At 73.3% G+C, this 23032-nt stretch carries 21 protein-coding genes; 12 read left to right on the top strand and 9 right to left on the bottom strand.

The features are described 5' to 3' along the window. Positions 1-112: 112 nt before the first annotated feature. The 4 genes from pdxA (at position 113) to def (ending at position 7187) form a co-directional block, all read left to right on the top strand. On the top strand, positions 113-1138 hold the full coding sequence (gene pdxA / locus MUY22_RS24645) for a 4-hydroxythreonine-4-phosphate dehydrogenase PdxA (protein WP_247062972.1): 1026 nt from the start codon (positions 113-115) through the stop codon (positions 1136-1138). Next, entirely contained in the window at positions 1135-1950 is an 816-nt protein-coding gene (locus tag MUY22_RS24640) for a DeoR/GlpR family DNA-binding transcription regulator (RefSeq protein WP_247062969.1), read from the top strand. Before pdxA ends, MUY22_RS24640 begins: the two co-directional genes overlap by 4 nt. Next, positions 1931-6589: a DEAD/DEAH box helicase gene (locus tag MUY22_RS24635; protein ID WP_247062967.1), complete on the top strand. Its 4659-nt coding sequence runs from the start codon at positions 1931-1933 to the stop codon at positions 6587-6589. The genes MUY22_RS24640 and MUY22_RS24635 overlap by 20 nt, the downstream gene beginning before the upstream one ends. A gap of 97 nt (positions 6590-6686) precedes the next feature. Continuing rightward, positions 6687-7187 carry a peptide deformylase gene (def, locus tag MUY22_RS24630; protein ID WP_247062962.1) on the top strand — a complete coding sequence of 167 codons (501 nt, stop codon included), beginning with the start codon at positions 6687-6689 and terminating at the stop codon, positions 7185-7187. Between the two features lie 6 nt (positions 7188-7193). On the opposite strand, the gene MUY22_RS24625 is transcribed toward def, so the two are convergent. The 5 genes from MUY22_RS24625 to MUY22_RS24605 form a co-directional block, all read right to left on the bottom strand. Next, on the bottom strand, positions 7194-8273 hold the full coding sequence (locus tag MUY22_RS24625) for a GNAT family N-acetyltransferase (RefSeq protein ID WP_371827640.1): 1080 nt from the start codon (positions 8271-8273) through the stop codon (positions 7194-7196). A gap of 714 nt (positions 8274-8987) precedes the next feature. Continuing rightward, a complete protein-coding gene (locus tag MUY22_RS24620; RefSeq protein ID WP_247062961.1) occupies positions 8988-9800 on the bottom strand; it encodes an alpha/beta fold hydrolase in 813 nt (270 codons plus the stop codon). Positions 9801-9815: 15 nt separating this feature from the next. Next, positions 9816-10547 carry a VOC family protein gene (locus MUY22_RS24615; RefSeq protein WP_247062959.1) on the bottom strand — a complete coding sequence of 244 codons (732 nt, stop codon included), beginning with the start codon at positions 10545-10547 and terminating at the stop codon, positions 9816-9818. A 58-nt stretch (positions 10548-10605) separates the two neighbouring features. Next, complete coding sequence (locus MUY22_RS24610; protein ID WP_247062957.1) at positions 10606-11373, bottom strand: maleylpyruvate isomerase family mycothiol-dependent enzyme; 768 nt, start codon at positions 11371-11373, stop codon at positions 10606-10608. Then, the gene (locus MUY22_RS24605) at positions 11363-11827 is read right to left on the bottom strand and encodes an SAV_6107 family HEPN domain-containing protein (RefSeq protein ID WP_247062955.1); all 465 of its coding nucleotides are present in this window, start codon (positions 11825-11827) and stop codon (positions 11363-11365) included. Before MUY22_RS24605 ends, MUY22_RS24610 begins: the two co-directional genes overlap by 11 nt. 221 nt (positions 11828-12048) lie before the next feature. Here MUY22_RS24605 and MUY22_RS24600 point away from each other — a divergent pair, with 221 nt between their 5' ends. Both MUY22_RS24600 and MUY22_RS24595 read left to right on the top strand, forming a co-directional pair. Next, positions 12049-12570 carry a YbaK/EbsC family protein gene (locus MUY22_RS24600; protein ID WP_247062953.1) on the top strand — a complete coding sequence of 174 codons (522 nt, stop codon included), beginning with the start codon at positions 12049-12051 and terminating at the stop codon, positions 12568-12570. A gap of 5 nt (positions 12571-12575) precedes the next feature. Beyond that, positions 12576-13139 (top strand): GNAT family N-acetyltransferase, encoded by a 564-nt coding sequence (locus MUY22_RS24595; RefSeq protein WP_371827681.1) that lies wholly within the window; start codon positions 12576-12578, stop codon positions 13137-13139. Between the two features lie 16 nt (positions 13140-13155). On the opposite strand, the gene MUY22_RS24590 is transcribed toward MUY22_RS24595, so the two are convergent. Continuing rightward, on the bottom strand, positions 13156-14016 hold the full coding sequence (locus tag MUY22_RS24590) for a DMT family transporter (protein WP_247062949.1): 861 nt from the start codon (positions 14014-14016) through the stop codon (positions 13156-13158). 681 nt (positions 14017-14697) lie between these two features. Here MUY22_RS24590 and MUY22_RS24585 point away from each other — a divergent pair. After that, on the top strand, positions 14698-14910 hold the full coding sequence (locus MUY22_RS24585; protein WP_247062947.1) for a hypothetical protein: 213 nt from the start codon (positions 14698-14700) through the stop codon (positions 14908-14910). A 75-nt stretch (positions 14911-14985) separates the two neighbouring features. Here the strand turns inward: MUY22_RS24585 and MUY22_RS24580 are convergent, their stop codons facing one another. Beyond that, on the bottom strand, positions 14986-16671 hold the full coding sequence (locus MUY22_RS24580) for a DUF885 domain-containing protein (protein WP_247062946.1): 1686 nt from the start codon (positions 16669-16671) through the stop codon (positions 14986-14988). Between the two features lie 42 nt (positions 16672-16713). Continuing rightward, the gene (locus MUY22_RS24575) at positions 16714-17598 is read right to left on the bottom strand and encodes a methylenetetrahydrofolate reductase (RefSeq protein ID WP_247062945.1); all 885 of its coding nucleotides are present in this window, start codon (positions 17596-17598) and stop codon (positions 16714-16716) included. 135 nt (positions 17599-17733) lie between these two features. Here MUY22_RS24575 and merB point away from each other — a divergent pair, with 135 nt between their 5' ends. The 5 genes from merB to MUY22_RS24550 are packed head-to-tail and all read left to right on the top strand — an operon-like array spanning position 17734 to position 22757. Next, complete coding sequence (merB, locus tag MUY22_RS24570; protein WP_247062944.1) at positions 17734-18423, top strand: organomercurial lyase; 690 nt, start codon at positions 17734-17736, stop codon at positions 18421-18423. Positions 18424-18483: 60 nt separating this feature from the next. Beyond that, complete coding sequence (locus MUY22_RS24565; protein WP_247062943.1) at positions 18484-19575, top strand: polyprenyl synthetase family protein; 1092 nt, start codon at positions 18484-18486, stop codon at positions 19573-19575. Between the two features lies 1 nt (position 19576). After that, positions 19577-21049 carry a phytoene desaturase family protein gene (gene crtI / locus MUY22_RS24560; RefSeq protein ID WP_247062941.1) on the top strand — a complete coding sequence of 491 codons (1473 nt, stop codon included), beginning with the start codon at positions 19577-19579 and terminating at the stop codon, positions 21047-21049. Next, the gene (locus tag MUY22_RS24555; RefSeq protein ID WP_247062939.1) at positions 21046-21972 is read left to right on the top strand and encodes a phytoene/squalene synthase family protein; all 927 of its coding nucleotides are present in this window, start codon (positions 21046-21048) and stop codon (positions 21970-21972) included. Before crtI ends, MUY22_RS24555 begins: the two co-directional genes overlap by 4 nt. Beyond that, positions 21969-22757, top strand: coding sequence for an LLM class F420-dependent oxidoreductase (locus MUY22_RS24550; RefSeq protein WP_247062937.1), 789 nt, complete (start codon positions 21969-21971; stop codon positions 22755-22757). The genes MUY22_RS24555 and MUY22_RS24550 overlap by 4 nt, the downstream gene beginning before the upstream one ends. Before the next feature lie 56 nt (positions 22758-22813). On the opposite strand, the gene MUY22_RS24545 is transcribed toward MUY22_RS24550, so the two are convergent. Beyond that, positions 22814-22972 (bottom strand): hypothetical protein, encoded by a 159-nt coding sequence (locus tag MUY22_RS24545; RefSeq protein WP_247062935.1) that lies wholly within the window; start codon positions 22970-22972, stop codon positions 22814-22816. Positions 22973-23032: the final 60 nt, after the last annotated feature.

Genomic DNA, 23032 nt, shown 5'->3' with positions numbered 1-23032 from the left:
AGTTGCGCACTCTGCGCAAGTCGGCGTACTCTCTACTTCATGACACGCGGCGCGAGTCGCACCCGTTCGACGGACGACCCCGTACCGCAGTGCCGACCAGAAGGAAGCGCCTGTGAACGACCTCCCGATCCTCGCCGTCACCCTCGGCGATCCCGTGGGCATCGGCCCGGAGATCACCCTGAAGACCCTCGCCGAGCCCGAGTCCCTGCAGATGGCGCGCGGGGTCGCGGTCGGTGACGCGATCGTGCTGGAACGCCTGGTCCGGCACCTGGGCCTGCACCTGGAGATCAACCCGATCGCCACGGTCGCCGACGCGCGCTTCACCACCGGCGTGATCGACATCCTCAACCTCGGCGTGGTCCGCGAGGACCTGCCGTGGGGCGAGGTGAACGCGACCGCGGGCGCGGCGGCGATCGGCGCGATCGAGGTGGCCACCCGGCTCGCGCTGGCCGGCGAGGTCGACGCGGTCGTGACCGCGCCGATCAACAAGGAGGCGATCTGGGCGGCGGGCTCGCAGCACCTCGGGCACACCGAGATGCTCGGCGAGCTGACCGGCTCGACCCGGTTCAACACGATGTTCTGGGTGTCGGGGCTGAAGATCTTCTTCGCCACCAGGCACCTTTCGCTGCGCGAGGCGATCGACCGGATCACCCGGGAGAACATCGAGTACGCGATCCGCGAGGCGTACACCGCGCTGGAGGTGTTCGGCACGGAGAAACCGCGGCTCGCCGTGGCGGCGCTGAACCCGCACGGCGGCGAGGGCGGCAAGTTCGGCGACGAGGAGATCGTCGCCATCGCCCCCGCGGTGGCCGCCGCGCGGGCCGCGGGCCTCGACGTGGTCGGCCCGCTCCCCGCGGACTCCGTGTTCCACCAAGGGATCCAGGGCCACTTCGACGGCGTGCTCTCGCTGTACCACGACCAAGGGCACATCGCGTCGAAGACCTACGACTTCGACGGCACGGTGTCGGTCACCGTCGGGCTGCCGATCCTGCGCACGTCGGTGGACCACGGCACGGCGTTCGACATCGCCGGCACCGGCCGGGCCTCGCACGGCACGATGGTCGCGGCGTTCAAGGCGGCGGCGGCACTGGCGCCGTACGCGCGGAAGCTGCCCTCGATCTACCCGCCCGGCCGATGACGTCCCAGCCACGACCGGGCACCCGGGACCGGCGCGCGATGCTGCTGGAAGCCGTCCGCGACGGCTCGGGCGGCATCACGCAGCTGGCCGAGGAGTTCGGCGTCTCCGAGTCGACGATCCGCCGTGACCTCGCTTCGCTCGCCGGAGCCGGGCACGTCGTGCGCACCTACGGCGGCGCGCTCGACACCGGCCCGGACCGCGGTCCTCAGGAGAAGGACCAGGAGCACGCGGCGGCGAGGGACTCCATCGCTCGTGAAGCCGCAGCGTTGGTGCGGGACGGCGAAGTCGTGCTGCTCGACGCCGGGACGATCACCGGGCGGCTCGCCCGGTACCTCGCCCACCGCGAGGGGCTGACGGTGGTCACCAACAGCGTCACCGCGATCCGCGAGCTGGCCGGCTTCCCCGGGATCGACCTGATCGTGCTCGGCGGGCGGCTGCGGCACCCCGGCGAGGCGATCCTCGGCGAGAGCGTCCTCGCGCAACTGCGGCACATCTCACCCGACCGGGTGTTCCTCGGCACCGACGGCCTGGTGTCCGGACGGGGTCTGTGCTGCCCGTCACTCGAGCAGTCGGTGGTCCGGCACGCGATGCTGCACGCGGGCGCCGAGGCGTACGTGCTGGCCGACCATTCCCAGCTGGGCCAGGCACCTTTCCCCTACTGGACCCCGCTGGACCGGGAGTTCCGCCTGGTCACCGACCGCACGAAGGTCGACATCCAGTACTCGCCGTTCGCCGAGAGCGGAGGCGTCCTGCTGGCCGGTGAAACCGAAACTGTCGGAGGGGGCGCGCATCATGGACCACGTGGCAGCTGACGTGCTCGACCTCTTCTCCCCCGCGACCCGGGACTGGTTCGCGGGTGCCTTCGCCGCGCCCACCGCGGCCCAGGAAGGGGCTTGGCGGGCCGCGCACGCGGGTGAACACGCCCTCGTCGTCGCGCCGACCGGGTCCGGCAAGACCCTGTCCGCGTTCCTCTGGGCGCTGGACCGGCTCTCGGTGGAACCGCCGCCGGCCGAAGCCACGAAACGCTGCCGGATCCTCTACGTCTCGCCGTTGAAGGCCCTGGCGGTCGACGTCCAGCGGAACCTGCGGGCCCCGCTCGCCGGGATCTCGCAGGCGACCCGGCGGCTCGGGCTGCCGGTGCCCGACATCACGGTCGGCATGCGCACCGGCGACACCACCGCGGCCGAGCGCCGCTCGTTCGGCAAGACCCCGCCGGACGTGCTGGTGACCACGCCCGAGTCGCTGTTCCTGATCCTGACCTCGTCGGCGCGGGAGTCCCTGCGCGGCGTCGAAACGGTGATCGTCGACGAGGTGCACGCGGTCGCCGGCGGCAAGCGCGGCGCGCACCTGGCCCTGTCGCTGGAGCGGCTGGACTCGCTGCTGGCGAAGCCCGCGCAACGGATCGGCCTGTCGGCGACGGTCCGCCCGGTCGACGAGGTGAGCGCGTTCCTGGCCGGCGGCCGTCCGGTGCGGGTGGTGCAGCCGAAGCTGGCGAAGACCATCGAGGTGCGGGTCGAGGTCCCCGTCGACGACATGAGCAACCTCGACGCGCCGCGCGGTCCGGCGCCGAGCCCGTTCGACGAGCTGGAGTCGATGACCACCGCGTTCCCGCCGGGTGAGGTCGCGCCCGGCGGGCTGGGCACGCTCGAGGAGATCTCCGGCAACCCGGTGCAGCGGCCGTCGATCTGGCCCGCGGTCGAGGAACGGGTGCTGAGCCTGATCCAGTCCCACCGCTCGACCATCGTGTTCGCCAACTCCCGGCGGCTCACCGAGCGGATGACCGCGCGGCTCAACGAACTCGCCGCCGAACAGACCGAGCTCACCGCCGGCGACACCTTCCCGGCGGAGGCCGTCGGGCAGTCGGGCGTGAGCACCGGCGCGCCGGCGGTGATCGCGCGGGCGCACCACGGGTCGATGTCGCGGGAGCAGCGCACGCACGTCGAAGAGGCGCTCAAGTCCGGGCAGCTGCCGTGCGTGGTGGCGACGTCGTCGCTGGAGCTGGGCATCGACATGGGCGCGGTCGACCTGGTGGTGCAGATCGAGGCGCCGCCGACGGTGGCGTCCGGGCTGCAGCGCGTCGGCCGCGCCGGGCACCAGGTCGGCGCGGTGTCCTCCGGGGTGATGTTCCCGAAGTTCCGCGGGGACCTCGTGTCCTGCGCGGTCGTCGCGGAACGGATGGCGAGCGGGGCGATCGAAGCGGTCCGGTACCCGCGCAACCCGCTGGACGTCCTGGCGCAGCACGTCGTGGCCATGGTGGCGCTCGAGCCGTGGTCGGTCACGGACCTCGCGACACTGGTGCGGCGGGCGGCGCCGTTCGCGGCGCTGCCGGACGACGCGCTGCACGCGGTGCTCGACATGCTCGCCGGCCGGTACCCGAGCGAGGAGTTCGGCGAGCTGCGGGCGCGGATCACCTGGGACCGCATCGCCGGCGAGCTGCGCGGGCGGCCGGGCTCGCAGCGGCTGGCCGTCACCTCGGGCGGCACCATCCCGGACCGCGGCCTGTTCACCGTCATGACTCCGGGCGGCGACGACAAACCGGGCTCGCGTGTCGGCGAGTTCGACGAAGAGATGGTGTACGAGTCGCGCGTCGGCGACACCATCCTGCTGGGCACGTCGTCGTGGCGGATCACCGACATCACGCACGACCGCGTCATCGTGGTGCCCGCGCCGGGCGAACCGGCGCGGATGCCGTTCTGGAAGGGCGACGCACCAGGGCGTCCGCTGGAACTGGGCCGGGCACTGGGGAAGTTCGTCCGCGAACTGTCCACATCGGACGACGAGAAGGCGCGGGAGCGGGCCACCGCGGCGGGCCTGGACCAGCGGGCGTGCGACAACCTGCTCGCCTACCTGGCCGAGCAGAAGGCCGCGACCCGGCACGTCCCGAACGACCGCACGATCCTGCTGGAGCGCTACCGCGACGAGCTGGGCGACTGGCGGATCGTCGTGCACTCGCCGTTCGGCGCGCAGGTCAACGCGCCGTGGGCGCTGGCGATCGCCGCGCGGCTGCGGGAGAACCGCGGGGTCGACGCGCAGATCGCACACTCCGACGACGGCATCGTGCTGCGCCTGCCCGACGCGCTGGACGCCGAGGGCGCGGACGTCACGATCAGCGCGGACGACATCCTGCTCGACCCCGAAGAGGTCGAGCAGCTGATCGTCGCCGAGGTGGGCGGCTCGGCGGTGTTCGCGGCCCGGTTCCGGGAGTGCGCGGCGCGGTCACTACTGCTGCCGCGCCGGGACCCGCGGCGCCGGACCCCGTTGTGGCAGCAGCGGCAGCGGGCGTCGCAGCTGCTGTCGGTCGCGGCGAAGTACGAACGCTTCCCGGTCGTGCTCGAGGCGATGCGCGAAGTCCTGCAGGACGTCTACGACGTGGGCGGGCTGCGCGAGCTGATGGCCGACGTCCGGGCCCGCAAGGTCCGGCTGGTGGAGGTCGAGACGCCGGCCGCGTCACCGTTCGCGCGCAGCCTGCTCTTCGGCTACATCGGCATGTTCCTCTACGAGACCGACGCCCCGCTGGCGGAGCGGCGCGCGGCGGCGCTGTCGCTGGATTCGGGGCTGCTGGCCGAACTCCTGGGCACCGAAGCGATCCGGGAACTGCTCGATCCCGAAGCCGTCTCCGAGGTCACCCGGTCGTTGCAGCGCCTCGACCCCGACCGCCACGCGCGTTCGGCGGAGGACGCCGCCGACCTGCTGCGGTTCATCGGTGACCTGACCATCGCGGAGGCCGGGGAGCGCGGGATCCAGCCGGAGTGGCTCACCGAACTGGAAGGGGCGCGGCGCGCGCTCCGGGTGCGGATCGGTGGCGAGGAACGGTTCATCGCGATCGAGGACGCGGGCCGGGTGCGGGACGCGCTGGGCACCGCGCTGCCGGTCGGCGTGCCCGAGGCGTTCACCGAACCGGTGGCGGACCCGCTCGGGGACCTGCTGTCGCGCTACGCCCGCAGCCGGGGTCCGTTCGCCGCGGCGGCCGTGGCCGCGCGGTTCGGGCTCGGCACAGCCGTCGTCACCGGCGTCCTCGACCGGCTGACCGGGGAAGGCCGCCTGGTCCGGGGCGAGCTGAGTCCCGTCGGGCACCCGGACACCCACGGTGCCGGGGTCGAGTACTGCGATTCGGCGGTGCTGCGCCGGCTGCGGCGAGCGTCGCTGGCGAAGCTGCGGGCCGAGGTGGAGCCGGTCGAACCGGCGGCGCTGGGGCGGTTCCTGCCGTCGTGGCACGGGTTCGGTGGTCGCGTCCGGGCGGCGCCGACGGCGGACGACGTGCTCTCGGTGGTCGAGCAGCTCGCCGGGGCGCCGTTGCCGGCGAGCGCGGTGGAGTCGCTGATCCTGCCGGGGCGGCTGCCGGGCTACTCCCCCGCGTTGCTGGACGAGCTGACGACCGCGGGCGAGGTCACCTGGGCGGGCTGCGGCGCGCTGTCGGGCGGCGACGGCTGGATCGCCCTCGCGCCCACCGACGTCGCCGACCTGCTGCTGCCCGAGGTCGTCGAAGACATCCCGACCGGCCCGCTGCACGACGCCATCGTGTCCACTTTGGAGGGTGGCGCGCTGTTCTTCCGGCAGCTGGTGGACCGCGCGACGGTGCTGGTGGACAAGGCACCGAGCGACGCCGAAGCCGTGGCCGCGCTGTGGGACCTGGTGTGGGCCGGACTGGTCACCGGCGACACGCTGGGGCCGTTGCGCGCCCAGGTCGCCGGGCACGGGGCGCACAAACCCCGCCGCCAGGCCCCGCGCGGCCGGTACGCGCGGCTGCGGGCGGGGCGGCCGCAGATGCCGTCGCGCTCCGGGCCACCGACCGCCGCCGGCCGGTGGGCGCTGACCCCCGTCCGCGAGACAGACGCCACCCGGCGGGCCCACGCGCGCACCGAGGCGTTCCTGGAGCGCCACGGCGTCCTGACCCGCGGCGCGCTCGACACCGAACGCGTCACCGGCGGGTTTTCCGGGATCTACAAGGTGTTGCGCGGCATGGAGGACACCGGCCAGGTGATCCGCGGGTACGTCGTGGAGGGCCTCGGCGCGGCCCAGTTCGCGGCGAAGGGTGCGGTGGACCGGCTGCGCGCGCTGTCCGGCCCGGGCCGTCCCGCTCCCGGGCGCGCGGTGGTCCTGGCGGCGGCGGATCCGGCCCAGCCGTACGGTGCGGCGCTGCCCTGGCCCGCCGCGACCGGCGACACGAAGCATCGTCCGGCGCGCAAGGCGGGTGCGCTGGCCGTGCTGGTGGACGGGGTGCCGGCGCTGTACGTCGAGCGAGGCGGCCGGTCGCTGCTGAGCTTCACCGAGGAACGGCAACCGCTCACGGACGCGGCCCAGGCGTTGTCGGCGGCGGTCCGCGAAGGCTGGCTGGGCCAGTTGTCGGTCCAGCGCGCGGACGGCGAGCAAGCCCTGACCTCCGAACTCGCGCAAGTGCTGACGGAGGCGGGTTTCCGCGCGACACCCTCGGGGCTCCGGCTCCGCGCCTGACCCCGGCCACCCGCCGGGTTCGTGGTGATTCCCCGGCGGGGCGATTCACCGCTGGCCTAAGCTGCCAGTCCGACACCGCACGAAGGATGTTCTGCTCATGGCCATGCGCGAGCTGCGCTATTTCGGGGACCCGATCCTCAAGTCCGCCTGCGATCCGGTCACGGTTTTCGACGAGAAGCTCGAGGCGCTCGTGCGGGACCTGGTCGACTCCGTGAAACCCGACGGGCGGGCCGGGCTGGCCGCGCCGCAGATCGGCGTCGGGCTGCGGATCTTCAGCTACGACGTCGCCGGGCTCACCGGGTACGTCATCAACCCCGAGATCGTCGAGCTGTCCGAAGAGACGCACGAGATCAACGAGGGCTGTCTTTCGGTGCCGGAACTGTGGTTCCCCACCGAGCGGGCGGTGCACGCCAAGGTCCGCGGCGTGGACGTGCACAACGAGCCGATCGAGGTGGAGGGCGAAGAAGTGCTGGCGCAGTGCCTGCAGCACGAAACCGACCATCTCGACGGCGTGCTCTACCTCGACCGGCTCACGACCGAGCGCAAGAAGACCGCTCTGCGCGAAGCACGGGACAAGGACTGGTTCTGGAAGCGCTGACCGCGCTCAAGCCGGCAGGAACAACCTGAGCTTGGCCCCGTCCTCCGAGCCGCGCTCGGTGCGCAGTCCGGCTCGGGCCGCGGTGCGGGGCAGGACGTCGTCGCCGGCGAGGCAGTCGGCGGTCAGCTCCGTGATGCCCTGGGCCTCGGCCATGACCGCGAGCCGGGCCAGCAGGGCCGTGCCGATGCCCTGGCGCTGCCAGTCGTCCTCGACCAGCAGGGAGATCTCGGCGCCGCCCGCCGCGGACGGGATGAGCTGGGCCAGGCCGATCACCTCCCGGCCGAAGACGGCCAGCACGCTCGTGCCGCGCGGGGGCATCAGCAGGCGGTGCAGCCAGCGGCGCGGCACCGTCCGCACCCCCGTGTGGTAGCGGCGGAACAGCGTCGCCATCGAGCAGCGGCGGTGCAGTTCGGACACCGCGTCGGCGTCGCCGGGGAGGCCCTTGCGCAGGACGATCGCCGCGCCGTCCGGGCGGTCGAGGACCACCGGGCCCGCGACGTTCCGGGCCGCCGCGGTGAGCAACGTGACGAGCGACTCGGCGCGGGTGAGCTCGAGCTGCACGAACGGCGCCCACTGGCGGCGCGCGACCAGCGCGGTGTCGGCGCCGAGCGCGAACACCGCGCGGTGCCCGCTCTCGGTGCGGGCCGGGTTGGTCTCGGTCGCGGGGACGAGCGTGACGACGTCGGCGGCCAGGACCTCCTTCAGCACCTCGGCGAGGCGGGCCGGATCGTCGATCGCGCGCCGGGCCGCGGCCAGCGTCGAGGACGCCGAGTCGACCAGCTCGTGGACGTCGGCGTCGATGATCGCGGTGCACTCGCAGCCCTCGTCGCGGATGGCGTCGACCAGGAGCCGCCGGGGCAGGCCGATCGCCGGACGCAGCACGATCTCGTCCAGCACGCCGCCCGGGACCGGCAGCACGGTCAGGCCGAGGATGTTGCACTCGAGGTCGGCGAGCCGGATGGCGATGCGGGCCAGGGTGCCCGGGTGGTCGTGCATCCGGACCCGCACCCGCCAAGCGGACGGCACGGCCGGCTCCTCGACGGCGGCCGGCTGACCGTGCTGGGGCAACGCTCGAGAGGTCTCCATGCCCACCACGGTCCCCCGCGGTTGTTGCCTCACCGGGACGCGAGTGTTTCGCGCAGGTCAGCGTTCGACGCGACCCGGCAACTCCGGCGAAACACACAAGCCCCACACCCCGCCGGCACAGCCACCGACGCGCCGCCGGGCTCAGGCCGGGCACGGCGACGGCCGGCCCGCCGACCTGGGGAGAAACCCCGGTCCCGGAGGTACCCGCCGACCCACGGCAGCCCGCTTCCGGCTCGGCAACGGTCAGCCCGCTGCGCGCCGCCGGGAACGGGGACGACCGGCGGCAGCTCCGGCGCCAACCCGGGGACGGGCACGGCCCCGCCAACCGCTGGGCAGCCAGCTGAGCACGAGCCAGTCCAGCGGCCGCCCAACTGCCGATCCGAGGACCGGCTCAGCTCGCACCACGAACCAGCCCTGCTCGGCCATCAGCGCGGGAACCGGCCGCCGCCAACCTGGGGACGGGCACGGCCTACCAACCGCTGGGCCGCCGGCTGAGGACAAGCCCGTCCGGCGGCCGCCCGACCGCCGATCCGAGGACCGGCTCAGCTCGCGCCAGCCGGCTCGGCCGGCAGCGCGGGAACCGACCGCTAGTCCGCCGGCTGAGGACAAGCCAGTTCAGCGGCAGCCCGACCGCCGATCCGAGCACCGGTTCAGCTCGCACCAGCCGGCTCGACCGTCGGCGCGGGAGCCGGCCGCGGCCAAGCGAGACAGGGCTCAGGCCGCCACCTGCGTCAGCCAGGTCCGTAGCTCGGTGGCCACCCTGACCGGGGCGTCCAGCTGGATGAGGTGGCCCGCTCCTTCGACCGGGGTCAACGTTGCGCCCGGGATGGCCGCCGCGAGACGCTCGCCCAGGGAAATCGGGATCCAGGTGTCCTCTGTGCCCCACAGCACCCGCACCGGGAGGTCCAGCCGGCTCAGCCGCTGCTCGTTCTCGGCCAGGTAGCTCTCGTCGTACGCGGCGATCTGGCGGTAGAGCGCGGGCTGGCCCTCGTCGCCCAGCCACGGGGCTACCAGTGCGGCCAGGTCCGACTCTCGCAGCTGGTGGAAAGCCGCGTTGCCGATGTACGCCCTGACCAGCGCCTCGTGGATGTACGGCGGCACCTGGGCCAGCACGTCCGGGTGCTGCTTGACCAGCTGGAAGAACGGCGAACCCGACGGCGGGATCGCCACCGCGTCGGCCAGCAGCAGCGATGCGTACGGGACGTCGTGGAACAGGTGGGCGCGCAGCGACACCGCGCCGCCGTAGTCGTGGGCCACGACGTGCGGGCGTTCCAAGCCCCAGTGGGTGAGCAGGGCGGTGAACGCCTCCGTCTGGACGCCGAAGTCGACGGCGTGGGACGGGTCCTTCGACGACCGGCCGTAGCCCGGCATGTCCCAGAGGTACACCGTGAAGTCGCCGCTCAGGGCTTCGGCGAAGGGTCGCCACAGCCAGGACGACCAGGGCGTTCCGTGGCAGAACACCACCGCGGGCCCGGAACCCGCGCGCTCCCAGGCGATCCGGCGCCCCTGCCAGTCGAAGTTCTCCATACCTCCCAAGCTAGGTCAGCGCGGGGTCAGCACGCAGAACTCGTTGCCCTCCGGGTCGGTCAGCACGCGCCACGGCACCCGGACGCCTTCGCGGTCCGCCGGGGCCGCGCCCGCCACCAGGACCTCCGACACCGCCGCCGCGTGGTCGGCGCCCGCCGGGGGCGCGATGTCCAGGTGCACCCGGTTCTTCACGCGCTTCGCGTCCTCGTTGCGCAGGAACTCCAGCCACGGCCCGCGGCCCGACGGCGCGCGCAGGCCCACGATGACCTCACCCTGGCCGGCCCGGACCTCCCAGCCCGTGATGCCCGCCCAGAAGTCCGCCAGCCGCGGCGGGGACCAGGCGTCGACCAGGATCGACGCCACCGCGCCGGTGTCCGCGTACTGCTCGCGCGGCTCCAGGACGCAGAACTCGTTGCCCTCCGGATCCGCCAGCACCACCCACGGCACCGCGCCCTGCCCGATGTCGACGCGCCGGGCGCCCAGCTCCAGGGCGCGGGCGACCAGTTCCTCCTGGTGTGCGGGCGTCCGGCTCGCCAGGTCGAGGTGGATGCGGTTCTTGACCACCTTGGCTTCCGGCACCGGGACGAACACCAGGTCCAGGTCCCAGCCGTCGGTCTCCGGGGCGCGGACGTCGACCTCGCCGGGCAGTTCCCCGGCGACGCGCCAGCCGAGCAGCGCGGCCCAGAAGCCCGCCAGGACCCTCGGCCGCGCCGCGTCGATCACCAGGTTGACCAGGCGAGTACTCATGCGCCGCACGCTAGCCCGCACCACCGACAGTTCCGGTTCGGCTTCCCCACCGGCCGGGTCATCGGGTCGCGAGCCGCAGCAGCGCCCAGAGCTGCGCCGCCTGGTCGTGCACTCCTCGCACGGTCACCGAGGTCAGGGACGCCCGGCCCCAGAGCCACAGGTAGATCCGCTCCGGTTCGGCCGTGACGACGTCGTCCGCGGCCCCGGCCTCCTCGGCCGGGCAGTGCCAGGCCTGCGTCACCTCCGGACCGGCCCGGGCGATCCAGCTGTGGCCGCCCGCCAGCACGCCGACCGAGCCCGCTTTCGTGCCGGTGAGCCCGAGCAGCGGCAGCTTCTGCCCGAACCAGAGGAGCAACGCTTCGTCGATGCCGTCGAGCGCGAGGTCTTCGGGCACCTCGCGCGGCTCCACACCCGCGGACTGTTCGACGTCGACGCGGTGCACCAGGGTCTCGTGCACCATCCGCCGCCGCCAGAAGCCGTACGTCGGGTCGGCGGGCCACCACGTGTCGGCGCGCTCCCCCGGGTCGTGGGCCGCCAGCTCGTCGAGCAGTTCGGCCAGCCCGGTCTCCAGGTAGTCCGCCAGGCCCTGGCCGGGCGCGGGGTCCCGCGGCCACTCGTCCGGGACGCGCCCTTCGGCCAGCCGGCGCCGGACCATCCGGTAGCGGCTGCCGACGTGCCGGGCCACCTCGCCGAGCGACCAGCCCGGGCACGCGGGCACCGGCGCCTCGAGCGGCGCCGCGCGCACCGCGTCGACCAGTATTCCGCCTTCGATCCCCAACGCCGTGAGCAGCCGCCCTTGGTCGATCAGGCCGTGCTCACGCGACATGGGCGTCCTCCGCGATCGGCAGGCCGTGCACGAGACGGCGGACCAGCTCCAGGAACGGCTCGGCGGCGCGCACCAGGGCCGCGGCCGCCTCCGCGGTGACCCGGCCGGTGATACCGGCCTGGGCGTCGGCGCGCATGGCCGAATTGCTCGCGAAGAAGGCAGACCACTCCCGCAGCTCGGGGGCGTCGGCGTCGAGCAGGACCCACGTGCTGGCCGGGCGCGACCGGCCCCGGTGCGGGCGGCCGTGGGCGGCGAGCACCGCGGCGGCGCCGCGCAGCGCGGCGAGGTAGGCGCCGATGAACCGCTCCGCGGGATCGGCTTCCCGCTCGGCTTCGGCGAGGCCGCGCCGCGCCTGGGCGAGCAGGCCGGCCGCCGCCGGCGAGGCGGGCGGGCGCAGCGACAGGGGCAGCTGGGGCTGCCCGGGATCCGCGGGGGACACGACCGAGACGGACATGACGACCCTCCTCCTGCGCGTTGTGAGCCCGGGCGGTGCCCGGCGCGGGACGCTTCCCCCGCCCCGCGCCGGTCACCTGACCGGTGCGCGCTCACCAGATGTCGAACGTCTGTTCGAACGATTTCCAGAGTAACCCCGGACGTGGCGTTCGCTCAACCCCGAGGCGGAATCCCCCGGACGTGGTGCGGGACACCTCGCCGCCGGCGTGATCTCATAGGTTCATGAGTTCGCTGGACCACCCCGCCGTCGCCAAGGTGGCGGCCGCGCTGTCCGAAGCCGGGCAGCACGCCGCCGCCGAAGGCATCCGCGTCCTGCCCGCCGAGGTCCGGACCGCCGCCCAGGCGGCCGAGGCACTCGGCGTGCCGGTGGGGGCCATCGCCAACAGCCTCATCTTCCGCGTGGGGTACGACAAAAACGCGCACGCGCTGCTCGCGCTGACCTCCGGCGCCCACCGCGCGGACCCGGAAACGCTCGCCGGCCTGGCCGGCGTCGAGGCCGTCGGGAAGGCCGACGCCGACTTCGTGCGGGCCCACACGGGGCAGCCGATCGGCGGCGTCGCCCCGGTCGGGCACCCCACACGGCTGACCACGCTCGTCGACACCGCGCTGGCCGCCCACGACGTCGTCTGGGCCGCCGCCGGGCACCCGAAGACCGTCTTCCCGACGACGTTCGCCGATCTGGTCACCCTGACCGGGGGGACCCCTGGCGCGCTCGCGGGCGCGGAGGAGAATAGCCAGCTGTGACCGCGATGCGCTCCCGTTACGTCCAGCTCTCCGCGGACGAGTTCCGCGCGCGCCTGCCCGAGGCGCTGGACATCTACGTCCGGGCGATGCGCTACCCGGCGGGCACCGCCGAGCAGCGGGCGCCGATGTGGCTGACCCACGCGCTGCGCGAGGGCTGGCGCTGCATGGCCGCCTTCGACGCCGACGACGTCCTGCTCGGCCTGGCCTACGGCTACCGCGGCCGGCCGGGGCAGTGGTGGCACGAGCAGGTGCGCCACGGCCTGAGCCGCCGGTCCGGGCCCGCCGAGGCCGACCGCTGGCTGACGGACTACTTCGAGCTGACCGAGATCCACGTCCGGCCGGAGAACCAGGGCCACCGGATCGGCGAGGACCTGCTGCACGGCCTGCTCGACGGCGTGCCGAGCGCGAACGTGCTGCTGTCGACGCCGGAGGGCACGAGCCGGGCGTGGAAGCTCTACCGCCGCACCGGGTTCGTCGACGTCCTGCGCGACTACCACTTCGCCGGCGACCCGCGCCCGTTCGCGATCCTGGGCCGGACGCTGCCCCTCGAGCCCCTCGAGCCTCGCTGAGGGGCAGCGCCGGGACTCACCTCGGTTCGGGCCGCCAGTAGCCGACGGCCAGCGCCGCGACCAGCACGGCCGCGCCGCACCACGCCGTGCCGGCGAGCCGTTCGCCGAGCAGGACCGCGGACAGGATCGCCGCCGTCAGCGGTTCGAGCACGGCCGACAGCGCGCCCAGCACGGGATGCGCGTCCGCGAGGCCGCGCAGGTACGCGGCGTACGCGAGGGCCGTCGGCACCACACCGAGGTACAGGGCGACCGCGAGGACGTCCAGGTGCAGCGGCAACGCCATGCCGGACCAGCTCGCCAGCGGCGTGAGCAGCAGCCCGCCGAGCAGGCAGCCGAACGCCGTCGTGGACAGCGGGTCGAGGCCTTCGACCGGCTTCGCGGTGAGCAGGGTGAGCGTCGCGAAACCGGCCGCCGCGAGCAGCGCGAACGCGAGCCCGCCGAGGGACGCCGAAACGTCCGGCGTCCAGCGGAGCAGCACCAGGCCGGCGAGGGTGCCGGCCAGGGAGACCAGCGTCCAGCGGCCGGGGCGGCGCCACCGGGCCACGGTGACCACGACGGGCGCCGCGCCGATCGTGGTCATCGTCGCGACGCTCACCGAACTGAGCGCGACGGCGGCGAAGTAGCTGGCCTGGAACAGCGCGAACAGGCCGCCGACGGCGAGCAGCCGCTTCGCCGCGGCCCGGCCGCGCGGGCGGGCCTTGACGAACAGGCACGCGACTCCCCCGCCGACGAGCAGCCGCCAAGCGGCGACGGCGAGGGGGTGGAGGCCGGCGAGTGCGCCGAGCAGCGAACCGGCGAGACCGCCGGTGCCCCACAGGACACCGGCGAGGACGAGCGCGGCCGACGAACGGGCGCGCACGGGTAGGGCGAGGGACATCGGAAAACGCTCCTGCGTCGAAGGAATCGGAATCGACGACGCGGGGCGATCTGCTTCAGAGCACCACGAAGAAGCCGCGGGTCACGCGGCGAAGACCACCCCGCTCAGGCGCGGGGCGGCGGGGTGACGAACAGGATCCGATGCACGGAGCCGACGCTAGCGGGAGCGGTCCGATGGCGCGACGGGTTTTCGGGCCCGCCCCGAGCCGGCGGGCGCGACGTTCCGGGCCCGCTTGTCCACAGGGGTGCCCTTGTGGTGAGCGAGCCCTGCTTGACCACAGATTTCGCTCGAAGCGGCCAGATACTCTGGCCAGGACCCAAAAGAAGGGATCGGAAGTGAGCTTGCCAACCGTTGTTTCGGCAGTTTTTCAGGACTGGCACTGATCGTCTCCGCGATCACTCTTCGGCGCACACATCTCGCGCCGTTCACGGTGGTCGCCGCGTTCGGTCCCATGCGCGTTGGCATGCATCGGATGAAGAACGGTGACGAGTCCTGGCGACTACCCCACTTCGCGGTCGCCGCCTCGTTTACGAACTCCGGGGCACGCCTCGGCCGCGTCATGGACATTCGCATGTCGCTGCGATACGTGGCATTGCCGATCCCCGGAGCCCGCGAAACGTTCCAATGCCACGGGGAGTACGACGAGAAGAGCTACCAAGCGAGCCATGGAAAAGATTCGAAATGATCAAGGCAAAAATCACCCACGCGAGCGCCGCACTGCGGACCGAACTGGAAGCGGGCGGGTCCTTCAAGATCGGCAGTCCTCTTGCAGACGGTGCGCTGAGGCAGCCTGCCGATCTTCACCAACACACCCTGGACGAAGACCTGCTCGGCGGTACCGGGGTGACCACCACGCCCACGATCGAGACCACGGACTCGGATGGGCGCGCATAAGGGCAAGCCCTGGACCTTCTCGTGCTCGGCCGGGCCGAAACCGAGCCCCGCCGGTGACCGGCGGGGCTCGGCTCGTCAGTCCAGCTGGGCCAGCTGGTCCCGAAGCGTGTCCAGGCCCATGCCGCCCATGTCCAGGGCCTGGGTGTGGAAGCGCTTGATGTCGAACGACGCTCCCGCGCGGGCCCGGGCGTCCTCGCGGGCCGCCAGCCACAGGCGCTCGCCGATCTTGTACGACGGGGCCTGGCCCGGCCAGCCCAGGTAGCGGTCGATCTCGTCGCGGACGTGGGCCGGGTCGGTGATCGTGCGGGTCAGCATGAACTCCAGGCCCAGGTCCGAGGTCCAGCGCTCACCTTCGTGGAAACCGGTGCCTGCCGGGATCTCCAGCTCCAGGTGCATGCCCAGGTCGATGATCACGCGGGCGGCGCGGAACAGCTGCTCGGACAGCATGCCCAGCAGGTCGCCGTCGTCGGAGAGGTAGCCCAGGTCCTGCATCAGGCGCTCGGAGTACAACGCCCAGCCTTCCGCGTGGCCCGACGTGAACGCCATCATCCGCTGGTACTTGTTCAGCGCGTCCGACTTGTCGACCGCCGTCGCGATCTGGAGGTGGTGGCCCGGCGCGCCCTCGTGGTAGACCGTGCTCGTCTCGCGCCAGGTGATGAACTCGTCGCGGCCCGGCGGCAGCGACCACCACATGCGGCCCGGCCGGCCGAAGTCCTCGCTCGGGCCGGTGTAGTACGCGCCGACGCCGCCACCCGGCGGGGCGATCAGGCACTCCAGCGCCATCACCCGGTCCGAGATGTCGAAGTGCTTGCCGCGCAACGACTTCAGCGCGTCGTCCGAGAGCCGCTGCATCCACGCCTCGAACTCGGCGCGCCCCTGGACGCGGTAGCGCGGGTCGGCGTCGAGCTGCGCCGCCGCCTCCGCCGGGGTGGCGCCGGCCTTGACGCGGTTCGCGACGGTGCGCATCTCCGCCTCGATGCGGGCGAACTCCGCCCAGCCCCATTCGTAGGCCTCGCGCAGGTCGAGCGCCGCGCCGACGAAGTACCGCGACCACAGGCGGTAGACGTCCTCGCCGACGGCGTCCTTGCCCGGGGCCTTCGGCGCCAGCTCGGCGCGCAGGAACCCGGCGAACTCCGCGAACGCCTCTTCGGCGGCCCGCGCGCCGCGCGCGAGGTCGGTCTTGAGCGCGTCGCCCTGCTTCTCCGCGCCGCCGACGAGCTCGCTGAAGAAGCCCTTCTCCTCCTTCAGCCCGGCCCACGTCTCGCACTGCTCCGCGACCTTCGCGACCTGACGCAGCGCCGCGACGTGGCCCGCGTCGGACCCGGCCAGCAGGCCCGTGCGGATCCCGGCCAGCGCCTTCGGCACCTCGCCGATCCGCGTCGCGACGACCGACCAGTCGGCCTCGGTGTCCACCGGCATCAGGTCGAAGGCCATCCGCAGTTCCTGGACCGGGCTGGAGATCACGTTGAGCTGCGCCACGTCGAGACCGGCTTCGTGGATCTCCAGTTCGAGCCCGATCCGCTCGGTGAACACGGCCTTCGCGGACCGCTCGCCGGCGTCGGCGGGCTCGGCCGCGGTCACCGCGGCGTGTGCCCGCGCGGCCAGCTCGGCGCGCTCGTCGAACCCGGCGGGCGAGTAGTCGGTCAGCCGGTGATCGTGGCCGATGATGCCGAAGGAGGTCGCGGCGACCGGGTCGGCGGCCGCGTAGTCGTCGACGTAGCGGTCGCAGATCCCGTGCACGCCATCGGAAGAAGAAGCCATGCGCCGCACGCTACCGGTCCAGTATGGGGCCGCGGTACGGACTTAAGTGCGGGCCGGCACCAAGCCCAGCCGCGCGATCACCTCGCGTGTCGCCTTCGACCGGTTGAAGGTGTAGAAGTGCAGGTTCGGCACGCCCTCGGCGATCAGCTTCTCGCACAGCTCGGTGATCACGTCGATGCCCGCGGCGCGGAACGCCTTGGGGTCGTCGGCGAGCGGTTCGAGCCGGTCGAGCAGCTTCGCCGGGGCCGGCGCGCCGGACAGCTTGATCGTCGTCTGCAGGGTCCGCAGCGTCGTCAGCGGCATCACGCCGGGCAGCACCGGGACGTCGCAGCCGGTCGCGGCGACGCGGTCGCGCAGGCGCAGGAAGTCCTCGGCGTCGTGGAACAGCTGCGCGATCGCGAAGTCGGCGCCCGCGCGCAGCTTGCGGACCAGGTACTTCGTGTCCGTTTCGAGGTCGGGCGAGCGGGGGTGGCCGTAGGTGGACGCCGAGACGCCGACGCAGAAGTCGCCCAGCTCCCGCACGAGCTGGACCAGCTCCTCGGCGTAGTTCAGGCCCTCGGGGTGCGGGGTCCACTCGCCGTAGACGTCGCCGGGCGGGTCGCCGCGCAGCGCGAGGATGTTGCGGACGCCGACCGAGGCGTACCAGCCGATCACGTTGCGCAGCTCGGCGACGGAGTGGTTGACGGCGGTCAGGTGCGCCATCGGCACCAGCGTCGTCTCGGTCGCGACGCGGGCGATGCTGCGGATCGTGCCGTCGCGGCTGGAGCCGCCGGCCCCGTAGGTGATCGACATGTAGGCCGGGTCGTACGGCTCGAGCTCCCGGACGGCCTTCCACAGGACGGCCTCGTCCGCCGTGTCCCGGGGTGGGAAGAACTCGATGGAGAACTTCGGCCCGTCTCCTCGCAACCGCTCGATCACCGACGTCATACCCGAATGTTAAGGGCCAGTGCCCGACATCCGGGAGTCCCCGTCCGCTTTCCGAGACGGAGAGTCGAGTGGTTTTCGAGTGTGGTTCGTGCGGGCGGCCCGACTAGACTGGGCAGCCACCGTGGGGAGCGAGCGATGAGGGACGACGCGAGCTGGGACGAGGACGTGCGCCTGGCCGTCTACCGCGCCTTCGCCGGCCACGGCCGCGCGCCGACGGCGCCGGAGCTGGCCGACGCCGCGGGCGGGTCGCTCGCCGTGGCCAAGCAGGCGCTGCACCGCCTCGCCGACGCCCACCACCTGGTGCTCGATGAGTCCGAGCACGTCGTGCTGGCGCACCCGTTCGCCGCGAAGTCGCTCGGCTTCTCGGTGATGGGCGCGCGCACGCTGTGGTGGGGCGGCTGCGCCTGGGACTCGTTCGCCATCCCCCACCTCGTCGACGACGAGCCGGAGGTCCTGGTCGCGACCCGGTGTCCCGGCTGCGAGCAGCCGCACGCGCTGGTCGTCGGCCGCGCCGAGCCGCCGGCGGGCTCCCAGGTGGCGCACTTCCTGGTGCCCGCGGCGCGGATGTGGGACGACGTGCTGCACACCTGCGAGCACCAGCGGCTGTTCTGCGACGAGTCCTGTGTGGACGAATGGCTCACCACGACCGGGCAGGCCAAGGGGGACGTGCTGGACCTCGGGACGCTCTGGCGGCTCGCCCGCGGCTGGTACGCGGGGCGGCTGGAGCGCGGCTACCGGCGGCGCGAGCCCGGCGGCGCCGTCGCGTACTTCGCCGAAGCCGGGCTCACGGGCCCGTTCTGGGCGCCGCCCGCGACGAGAGTCTGATTCACCACATCCGGGCGCCCCGGCGGCCCGGCCGCGGCCGGGTTCGGCGAGGATGAGGGCATGAACGTGCCCGTCTCCGACGTCGATCTGCCCGCCAACGTCGAGCGCGCGCTGGCCGGGTTCCTCGGCCGGGCGGGCGAGCGGATCATCGAGACCGAGCCGACCGTGGCCGCCGGGATCGAGGCGCTCAGCGGGTTCGTGCTGACGGGTGGCAAACGTTTGCGGCCCACGTTCGCGTGGTGGGGCTGGCGCGGCGCGGGTGGCGACCCGGCCGGGCCGGACGCCGAAGGCGTGCTGCAGGCGGTGTCCAGCCTGGAGCTGATCCAGGCGTGCGCGCTGATCCACGACGACCTGATCGACTCCTCCGACTCCCGCCGCGGGTTCCCGACCGTGCACATCGCGGGCGCGAAGCTGCACGCCGACCGCGGCTGGCTCGGCTCCCCCGCGACGTTCGGCCTGGCCACCGCGGTGCTGGTCGGCGACCTGGCGCTGGCCTGGGCCGACGACATGTTCGCCGACGCCCCGCTGCCGGCCCAGACGCTCGCCGCGGCGCGGCCGGCCTGGCGCGCCATGCGCACCGAGGTGCTCGCCGGGCAGTACCTCGACGTCCGCACGCAGGCCACCGGCGACGCCTCCCCCGAGGCCGCGCTGAAGATCGACCGGCTCAAGACGGCCGCCTACACCGTGCAGCGGCCGCTGCACCTGGGCGCGGCGCTCGGCGGGGCCTCCCCCGAGCTGATCGAGACGCTGCTGGAGTTCGGCGGCGAGGTCGGCATCGCCTTCCAGCTGCGCGACGACCTCCTGGGCGTCTTCGGCGACCCGTCGGTCACCGGCAAGCCCGCCGGCGACGACCTGCGCGAGGGCAAGCGCACCCTGCTCGTCGCGCTCGGCCTGCAGCTGGCCGCCGAAAAGGGTGAAGAGGCGGCCGCCACGGTCATCGCGGACGCGATCGGCGACGCCGACCTGTCCGACGAGGGTGTCGAGACCGTGCGGATGGCGTTGCAGCAGGTCGGCGCGGTCGACGCGGTGGAGCACCGGATCGACGAGCTGACCACCGCCGCGATGGCCGCGCTCGAGCGCGCGCACCTGGCCGAGCCGGCCCCCGCCGCGCTGACCGGGCTGGTCGTCAAGGCCACCCAGCGGACGTACTGACGTGCGGCGCGTGGAGGGGCCGACCGACCACGTCGTCGTCATCGGCGCCGGCCTGGCCGGCCTGTCGGCGACCCTGCACCTGCTCGGCGCGGGCCGCCGGGTGACGCTGCTGGAGCAGGCGGACACCCCGGGCGGGCGCACCGGGCAGCAGCGGTTCGGCGGCAACGCCGTGGACACCGGCGCGAGTGTGCTGACCATGCCCGAGCTGCTGGACGAGGCGTTCGCCGCGGTCGGCGAGTCGCTGTCCAAGAACCTGCGCCTGACCCGGCTGGACCCGGCGTACCGGGCTCGATTCGCCGACGGCAGCGCGCTCTCCCTGCACACCGACGGCGGCGCGATGGAAGCCGAGATCCGCGCCTTCGCCGGCGCGCGCGAAGCGGCGGGCTACCGGGCCCTGCGGCGGTGGCTGACCGAGCTGTACGCGGTGCAGAAGGACCGCTTCCTCGGCACGAACTTCGACTCGCCGCTCGACCTCGCCCGGCCCGAGCTGGTGAAACTCGCCGCGCTCGGCGGGTTCGGCCGGCTCGGCCCGCGCGTCGCCCGGTACCTGCGCGACGAGCGCGTCCGGCGGCTGTTCTCGTTCCAAGCGCTCTACGCGGGCCTCGACCCGGCCCGCGCGATCGGCGCGTACGGCGTCATCTCGTACATGGACACCGTCGGCGGCGTGTACTACCCCGAAGGCGGCATGGGCGAGATCGGCCGGGCGCTGACCGGCGCGGCGACGCGGGCGGGCGCGGACGTGCGGTTCGGCACCGAAGCGGCGTGGCTCGAGCGCGTCTCGTCCCGGGTGCGCGCGGTCCGCACGCGCTCGGGCGAGCGGATTCCGTGCGACGCCGTCGTCCTCGCGACCGAGCTGAGTACGGCGTACCGGCTCATCGGCGCGCGGCCGAAGCGGCCGGTGCCGTTGCGCTACTCGCCGTCCGCCGTCGTCCTGCACGGGCGGACCACGAAGGCGTGGGACCTGGGCCACCACACGATCTACTTCGGCGCCGCCTGGGAGCGGACGTTCGCCGAGATCATCCGCGAAGGACGGCTGATGAGCGACCCGTCACTGCTGGTCACGCGCCCGACGGCGACCGACCCGGGACTCGCCGGGAACGGCGGCGAGATCGTCTCCGTGCTGGCGCCCGCGCCGAACCTGAACCGCGGGCCGATCGACTGGGCGCGCGTCCGCGGGCCGTACCGCGAAGAGCTGCTTCGCACGCTCGAAGCGCGGGGGCTGACCGGGTTCGGCGACGAGTTCACCGTCGACGAGACGTTCACCCCGGCCGATTGGGCGGCCCGCGGGCTCGCCGCCGGGACGCCGTTCTCGCTGGCGCACACGTTCGCCCAGACCGGCCCGTTCCGGCCCGCGAACCTGGTGCGCGCGGCGGGCAACGTGGTGCTGGCCGGCTGCGGCACGACGCCGGGCGTCGGCATCCCGCCGGTGCTCATCTCCGGACGGCTCGCGGCGGAACGGATCACCGGGAAGTGAACGAACTTGACGCCGCCGGCATCACCGACCCGGCCCTGCGCGCCTCCTACGCCGCGTGCCGCCGGCTCAACGCCCACCACGGCCGCACGTTCTTCCTCGCGACGCGCCTGCTGCCGGCCCGCGCCCGGCCGGCCGCGCACGCGCTGTACGGCTTCGCGCGGATGGCCGACGAGCTGGTCGACAACCCCGAACCGGGCACGGACCCGGCGGCCGAGCTGGACCGCGTCGCGGCGATGGTCGAGGACGTCTTCGCCGGCGGCACCCCGGACGACCCGGTGCTCGCGGCGCTGTCGGACACGGTGCACTCCTACGGCATCGCCCAGGACCTGTTCGACGCGTTCCTGCGCTCGATGCGGGCGGACCTGAAGCCGGTCGAGTACGCGACGTTCACCGACCTGGGTGCGTACACGTACGGGTCGGCGGCGGTGATCGGGCTGCAGATGCTGCCGGTCTTCGGCACCGTCGGGCCGCTGGCCGACGCCGAGCCGGGGGCGATCGCGCTCGGCGAGGCGTTCCAGCTGACCAACTTCCTGCGCGACGTCGGCGAGGACCTCGACCGCGGCCGGCTGTACCTGCCGCTCGACGAGCTGGCCGCGTTCGGCGTCTCGCGTGAGCTGCTGGAAGCGCGCCGCCCGGACCCGCGGATCCGCGCGGCGATGGCGTACTTCGTGGCCAGGACCCGCGCGGTGTACCGGCGGGCCGAAGCCGGGGTTCCGTTGCTGCGCCCGGAATCCCGGCCGTGCGTGCGGACGGCGTTGACGCTGTACGAGGGCATCCTGGACGAGATCGCCGCACTGGACCACGACGTCCTCACGCGGCGGGCGGTGGTGCCGAAGACGCGCCGGCTGGTGGTCGCGCTGCCCGCGTTCGCCGCGGTCTGGGCGCGCGGGACCCTCGGGGCCGGTCGTAGGCTGCGATCATGACCTCAGCAGCACAGCGACCGATCCGGATCGGGCTGCAGCTCCAGCCGCAGCACGCCGACTACGACACCATCCGGCGCACCGCGTCCGCCGCCGAAGAGCTCGGCGCCGACATCGTCTTCAACTGGGACCACTTCTATCCGTTGTACGGCGAGCCCGAGGGCCAGCACTTCGAGTGCTGGACCATGCTCGGCGCCTGGGCGGAGTCGACGTCGCGCGTGGAGATCGGCGCGCTCGTGACCTGCAACAGCTACCGCAACCCCGAGCTGCTGGCCGACATGGCCCGCACCGTCGACCACATCTCCGGCGGCCGGCTCATCCTCGGCATCGGCTCCGGCTGGTTCGAGAAGGACTACGACGAGTACGGCTACGAGTTCGGCACCGCCGGCGGCCGCCTCGACAACCTGGCGGAGTCGCTCCCGCGCATCGAGGCCCGCCTCGGCAAGCTGAACCCGGCGCCGACGCGCAAGATCCCGGTGCTCATCGGCGGTGGCGGCGAGAAGAAGACCCTGAAGCTGGTCGCCAAGCACGGCGACATCTGGCACGGCTTCGGCGACCCGGAGGTCGTCGAGCGCAAGGTCAAGATCCTCGACCAGCACTGCGCCGACGTCGGCCGCGACCCGGCCGAGATCGAGCGCTCGTGCGGCGTCCAGGGCGAGCCGGACGAGCTGGGCCCGAAGCTGCTGAGCCTCGGCGTCTCGACGTTCACCGTCGGCGTGGGCGGCCCGGACTACGACCTGGGCCTGCTCAAGTCGTGGATCGCCTGGCGCGACAAGAACAACGGCTGAGTCCTTTTGGTCCGTGAAGGCCTCCTTACCGGCTCTTATGGCCGGTAAGGAGGCCTTCACGGCTTTCCGGGGTGCTGTGCGGCGACGCGTTCGCGGCGGTCGGTTCGGCCACCGCGAGCCTTCTCGATGCGCTGACCTTCACCGCCGCCGCTCTCGCCGCTCCGGCGGGCCACCTCGGCGTCCACGCTCTCGTGCGCCGGGGTCGGGATGGTCACCGTCTGTTAGCCCCTGCTCGGCGCCGCGCACCTCGGGAGCGCCGCGGACGGCACCTTGCT

The sequence above is a fragment of the Amycolatopsis sp. WQ 127309 genome (genome assembly GCF_023023025.1).
Classification (GTDB): domain Bacteria; phylum Actinomycetota; class Actinomycetes; order Mycobacteriales; family Pseudonocardiaceae; genus Amycolatopsis.
This window is presented reverse-complemented; position numbering and strand designations above follow the sequence as displayed.

Excerpts from the sequence above, each read along its gene's own strand:
- MUY22_RS24595 (WP_371827681.1), top strand. The coding sequence starts at position 12,576 with ATGCGCTCCCGTTACGTCCAGCTCTCCGCGGACGAGTTCCGCGCGCGC.
- MUY22_RS24590 (WP_247062949.1), bottom strand. The coding sequence starts at position 14,016 with ATGTCCCTCGCCCTACCCGTGCGCGCCCGTTCGTCGGCCGCGCTCGTC.
- MUY22_RS24550 (WP_247062937.1), top strand. The coding sequence starts at position 21,969 with ATGACCTCAGCAGCACAGCGACCGATCCGGATCGGGCTGCAGCTCCAG.
- MUY22_RS24600 (WP_247062953.1), top strand. The coding sequence starts at position 12,049 with ATGAGTTCGCTGGACCACCCCGCCGTCGCCAAGGTGGCGGCCGCGCTG.
- MUY22_RS24635 (WP_247062967.1), top strand. The coding sequence starts at position 1,931 with ATGGACCACGTGGCAGCTGACGTGCTCGACCTCTTCTCCCCCGCGACC.
- MUY22_RS24610 (WP_247062957.1), bottom strand. The coding sequence starts at position 11,373 with ATGTCGCGTGAGCACGGCCTGATCGACCAAGGGCGGCTGCTCACGGCG.
- MUY22_RS24615 (WP_247062959.1), bottom strand. The coding sequence starts at position 10,547 with ATGAGTACTCGCCTGGTCAACCTGGTGATCGACGCGGCGCGGCCGAGG.
- MUY22_RS24575 (WP_247062945.1), bottom strand. The coding sequence starts at position 17,598 with ATGACGTCGGTGATCGAGCGGTTGCGAGGAGACGGGCCGAAGTTCTCC.
- MUY22_RS24565 (WP_247062943.1), top strand. The coding sequence starts at position 18,484 with ATGAACGTGCCCGTCTCCGACGTCGATCTGCCCGCCAACGTCGAGCGC.
- MUY22_RS24640 (WP_247062969.1), top strand. The coding sequence starts at position 1,135 with ATGACGTCCCAGCCACGACCGGGCACCCGGGACCGGCGCGCGATGCTG.
- merB (WP_247062944.1), top strand. The coding sequence starts at position 17,734 with ATGAGGGACGACGCGAGCTGGGACGAGGACGTGCGCCTGGCCGTCTAC.
- MUY22_RS24605 (WP_247062955.1), bottom strand. The coding sequence starts at position 11,827 with ATGTCCGTCTCGGTCGTGTCCCCCGCGGATCCCGGGCAGCCCCAGCTG.
- MUY22_RS24580 (WP_247062946.1), bottom strand. The coding sequence starts at position 16,671 with ATGGCTTCTTCTTCCGATGGCGTGCACGGGATCTGCGACCGCTACGTC.
- MUY22_RS24625 (WP_371827640.1), bottom strand. The coding sequence starts at position 8,273 with ATGGAGACCTCTCGAGCGTTGCCCCAGCACGGTCAGCCGGCCGCCGTC.
- MUY22_RS24585 (WP_247062947.1), top strand. The coding sequence starts at position 14,698 with ATGATCAAGGCAAAAATCACCCACGCGAGCGCCGCACTGCGGACCGAA.
- def (WP_247062962.1), top strand. The coding sequence starts at position 6,687 with ATGGCCATGCGCGAGCTGCGCTATTTCGGGGACCCGATCCTCAAGTCC.
- MUY22_RS24620 (WP_247062961.1), bottom strand. The coding sequence starts at position 9,800 with ATGGAGAACTTCGACTGGCAGGGGCGCCGGATCGCCTGGGAGCGCGCG.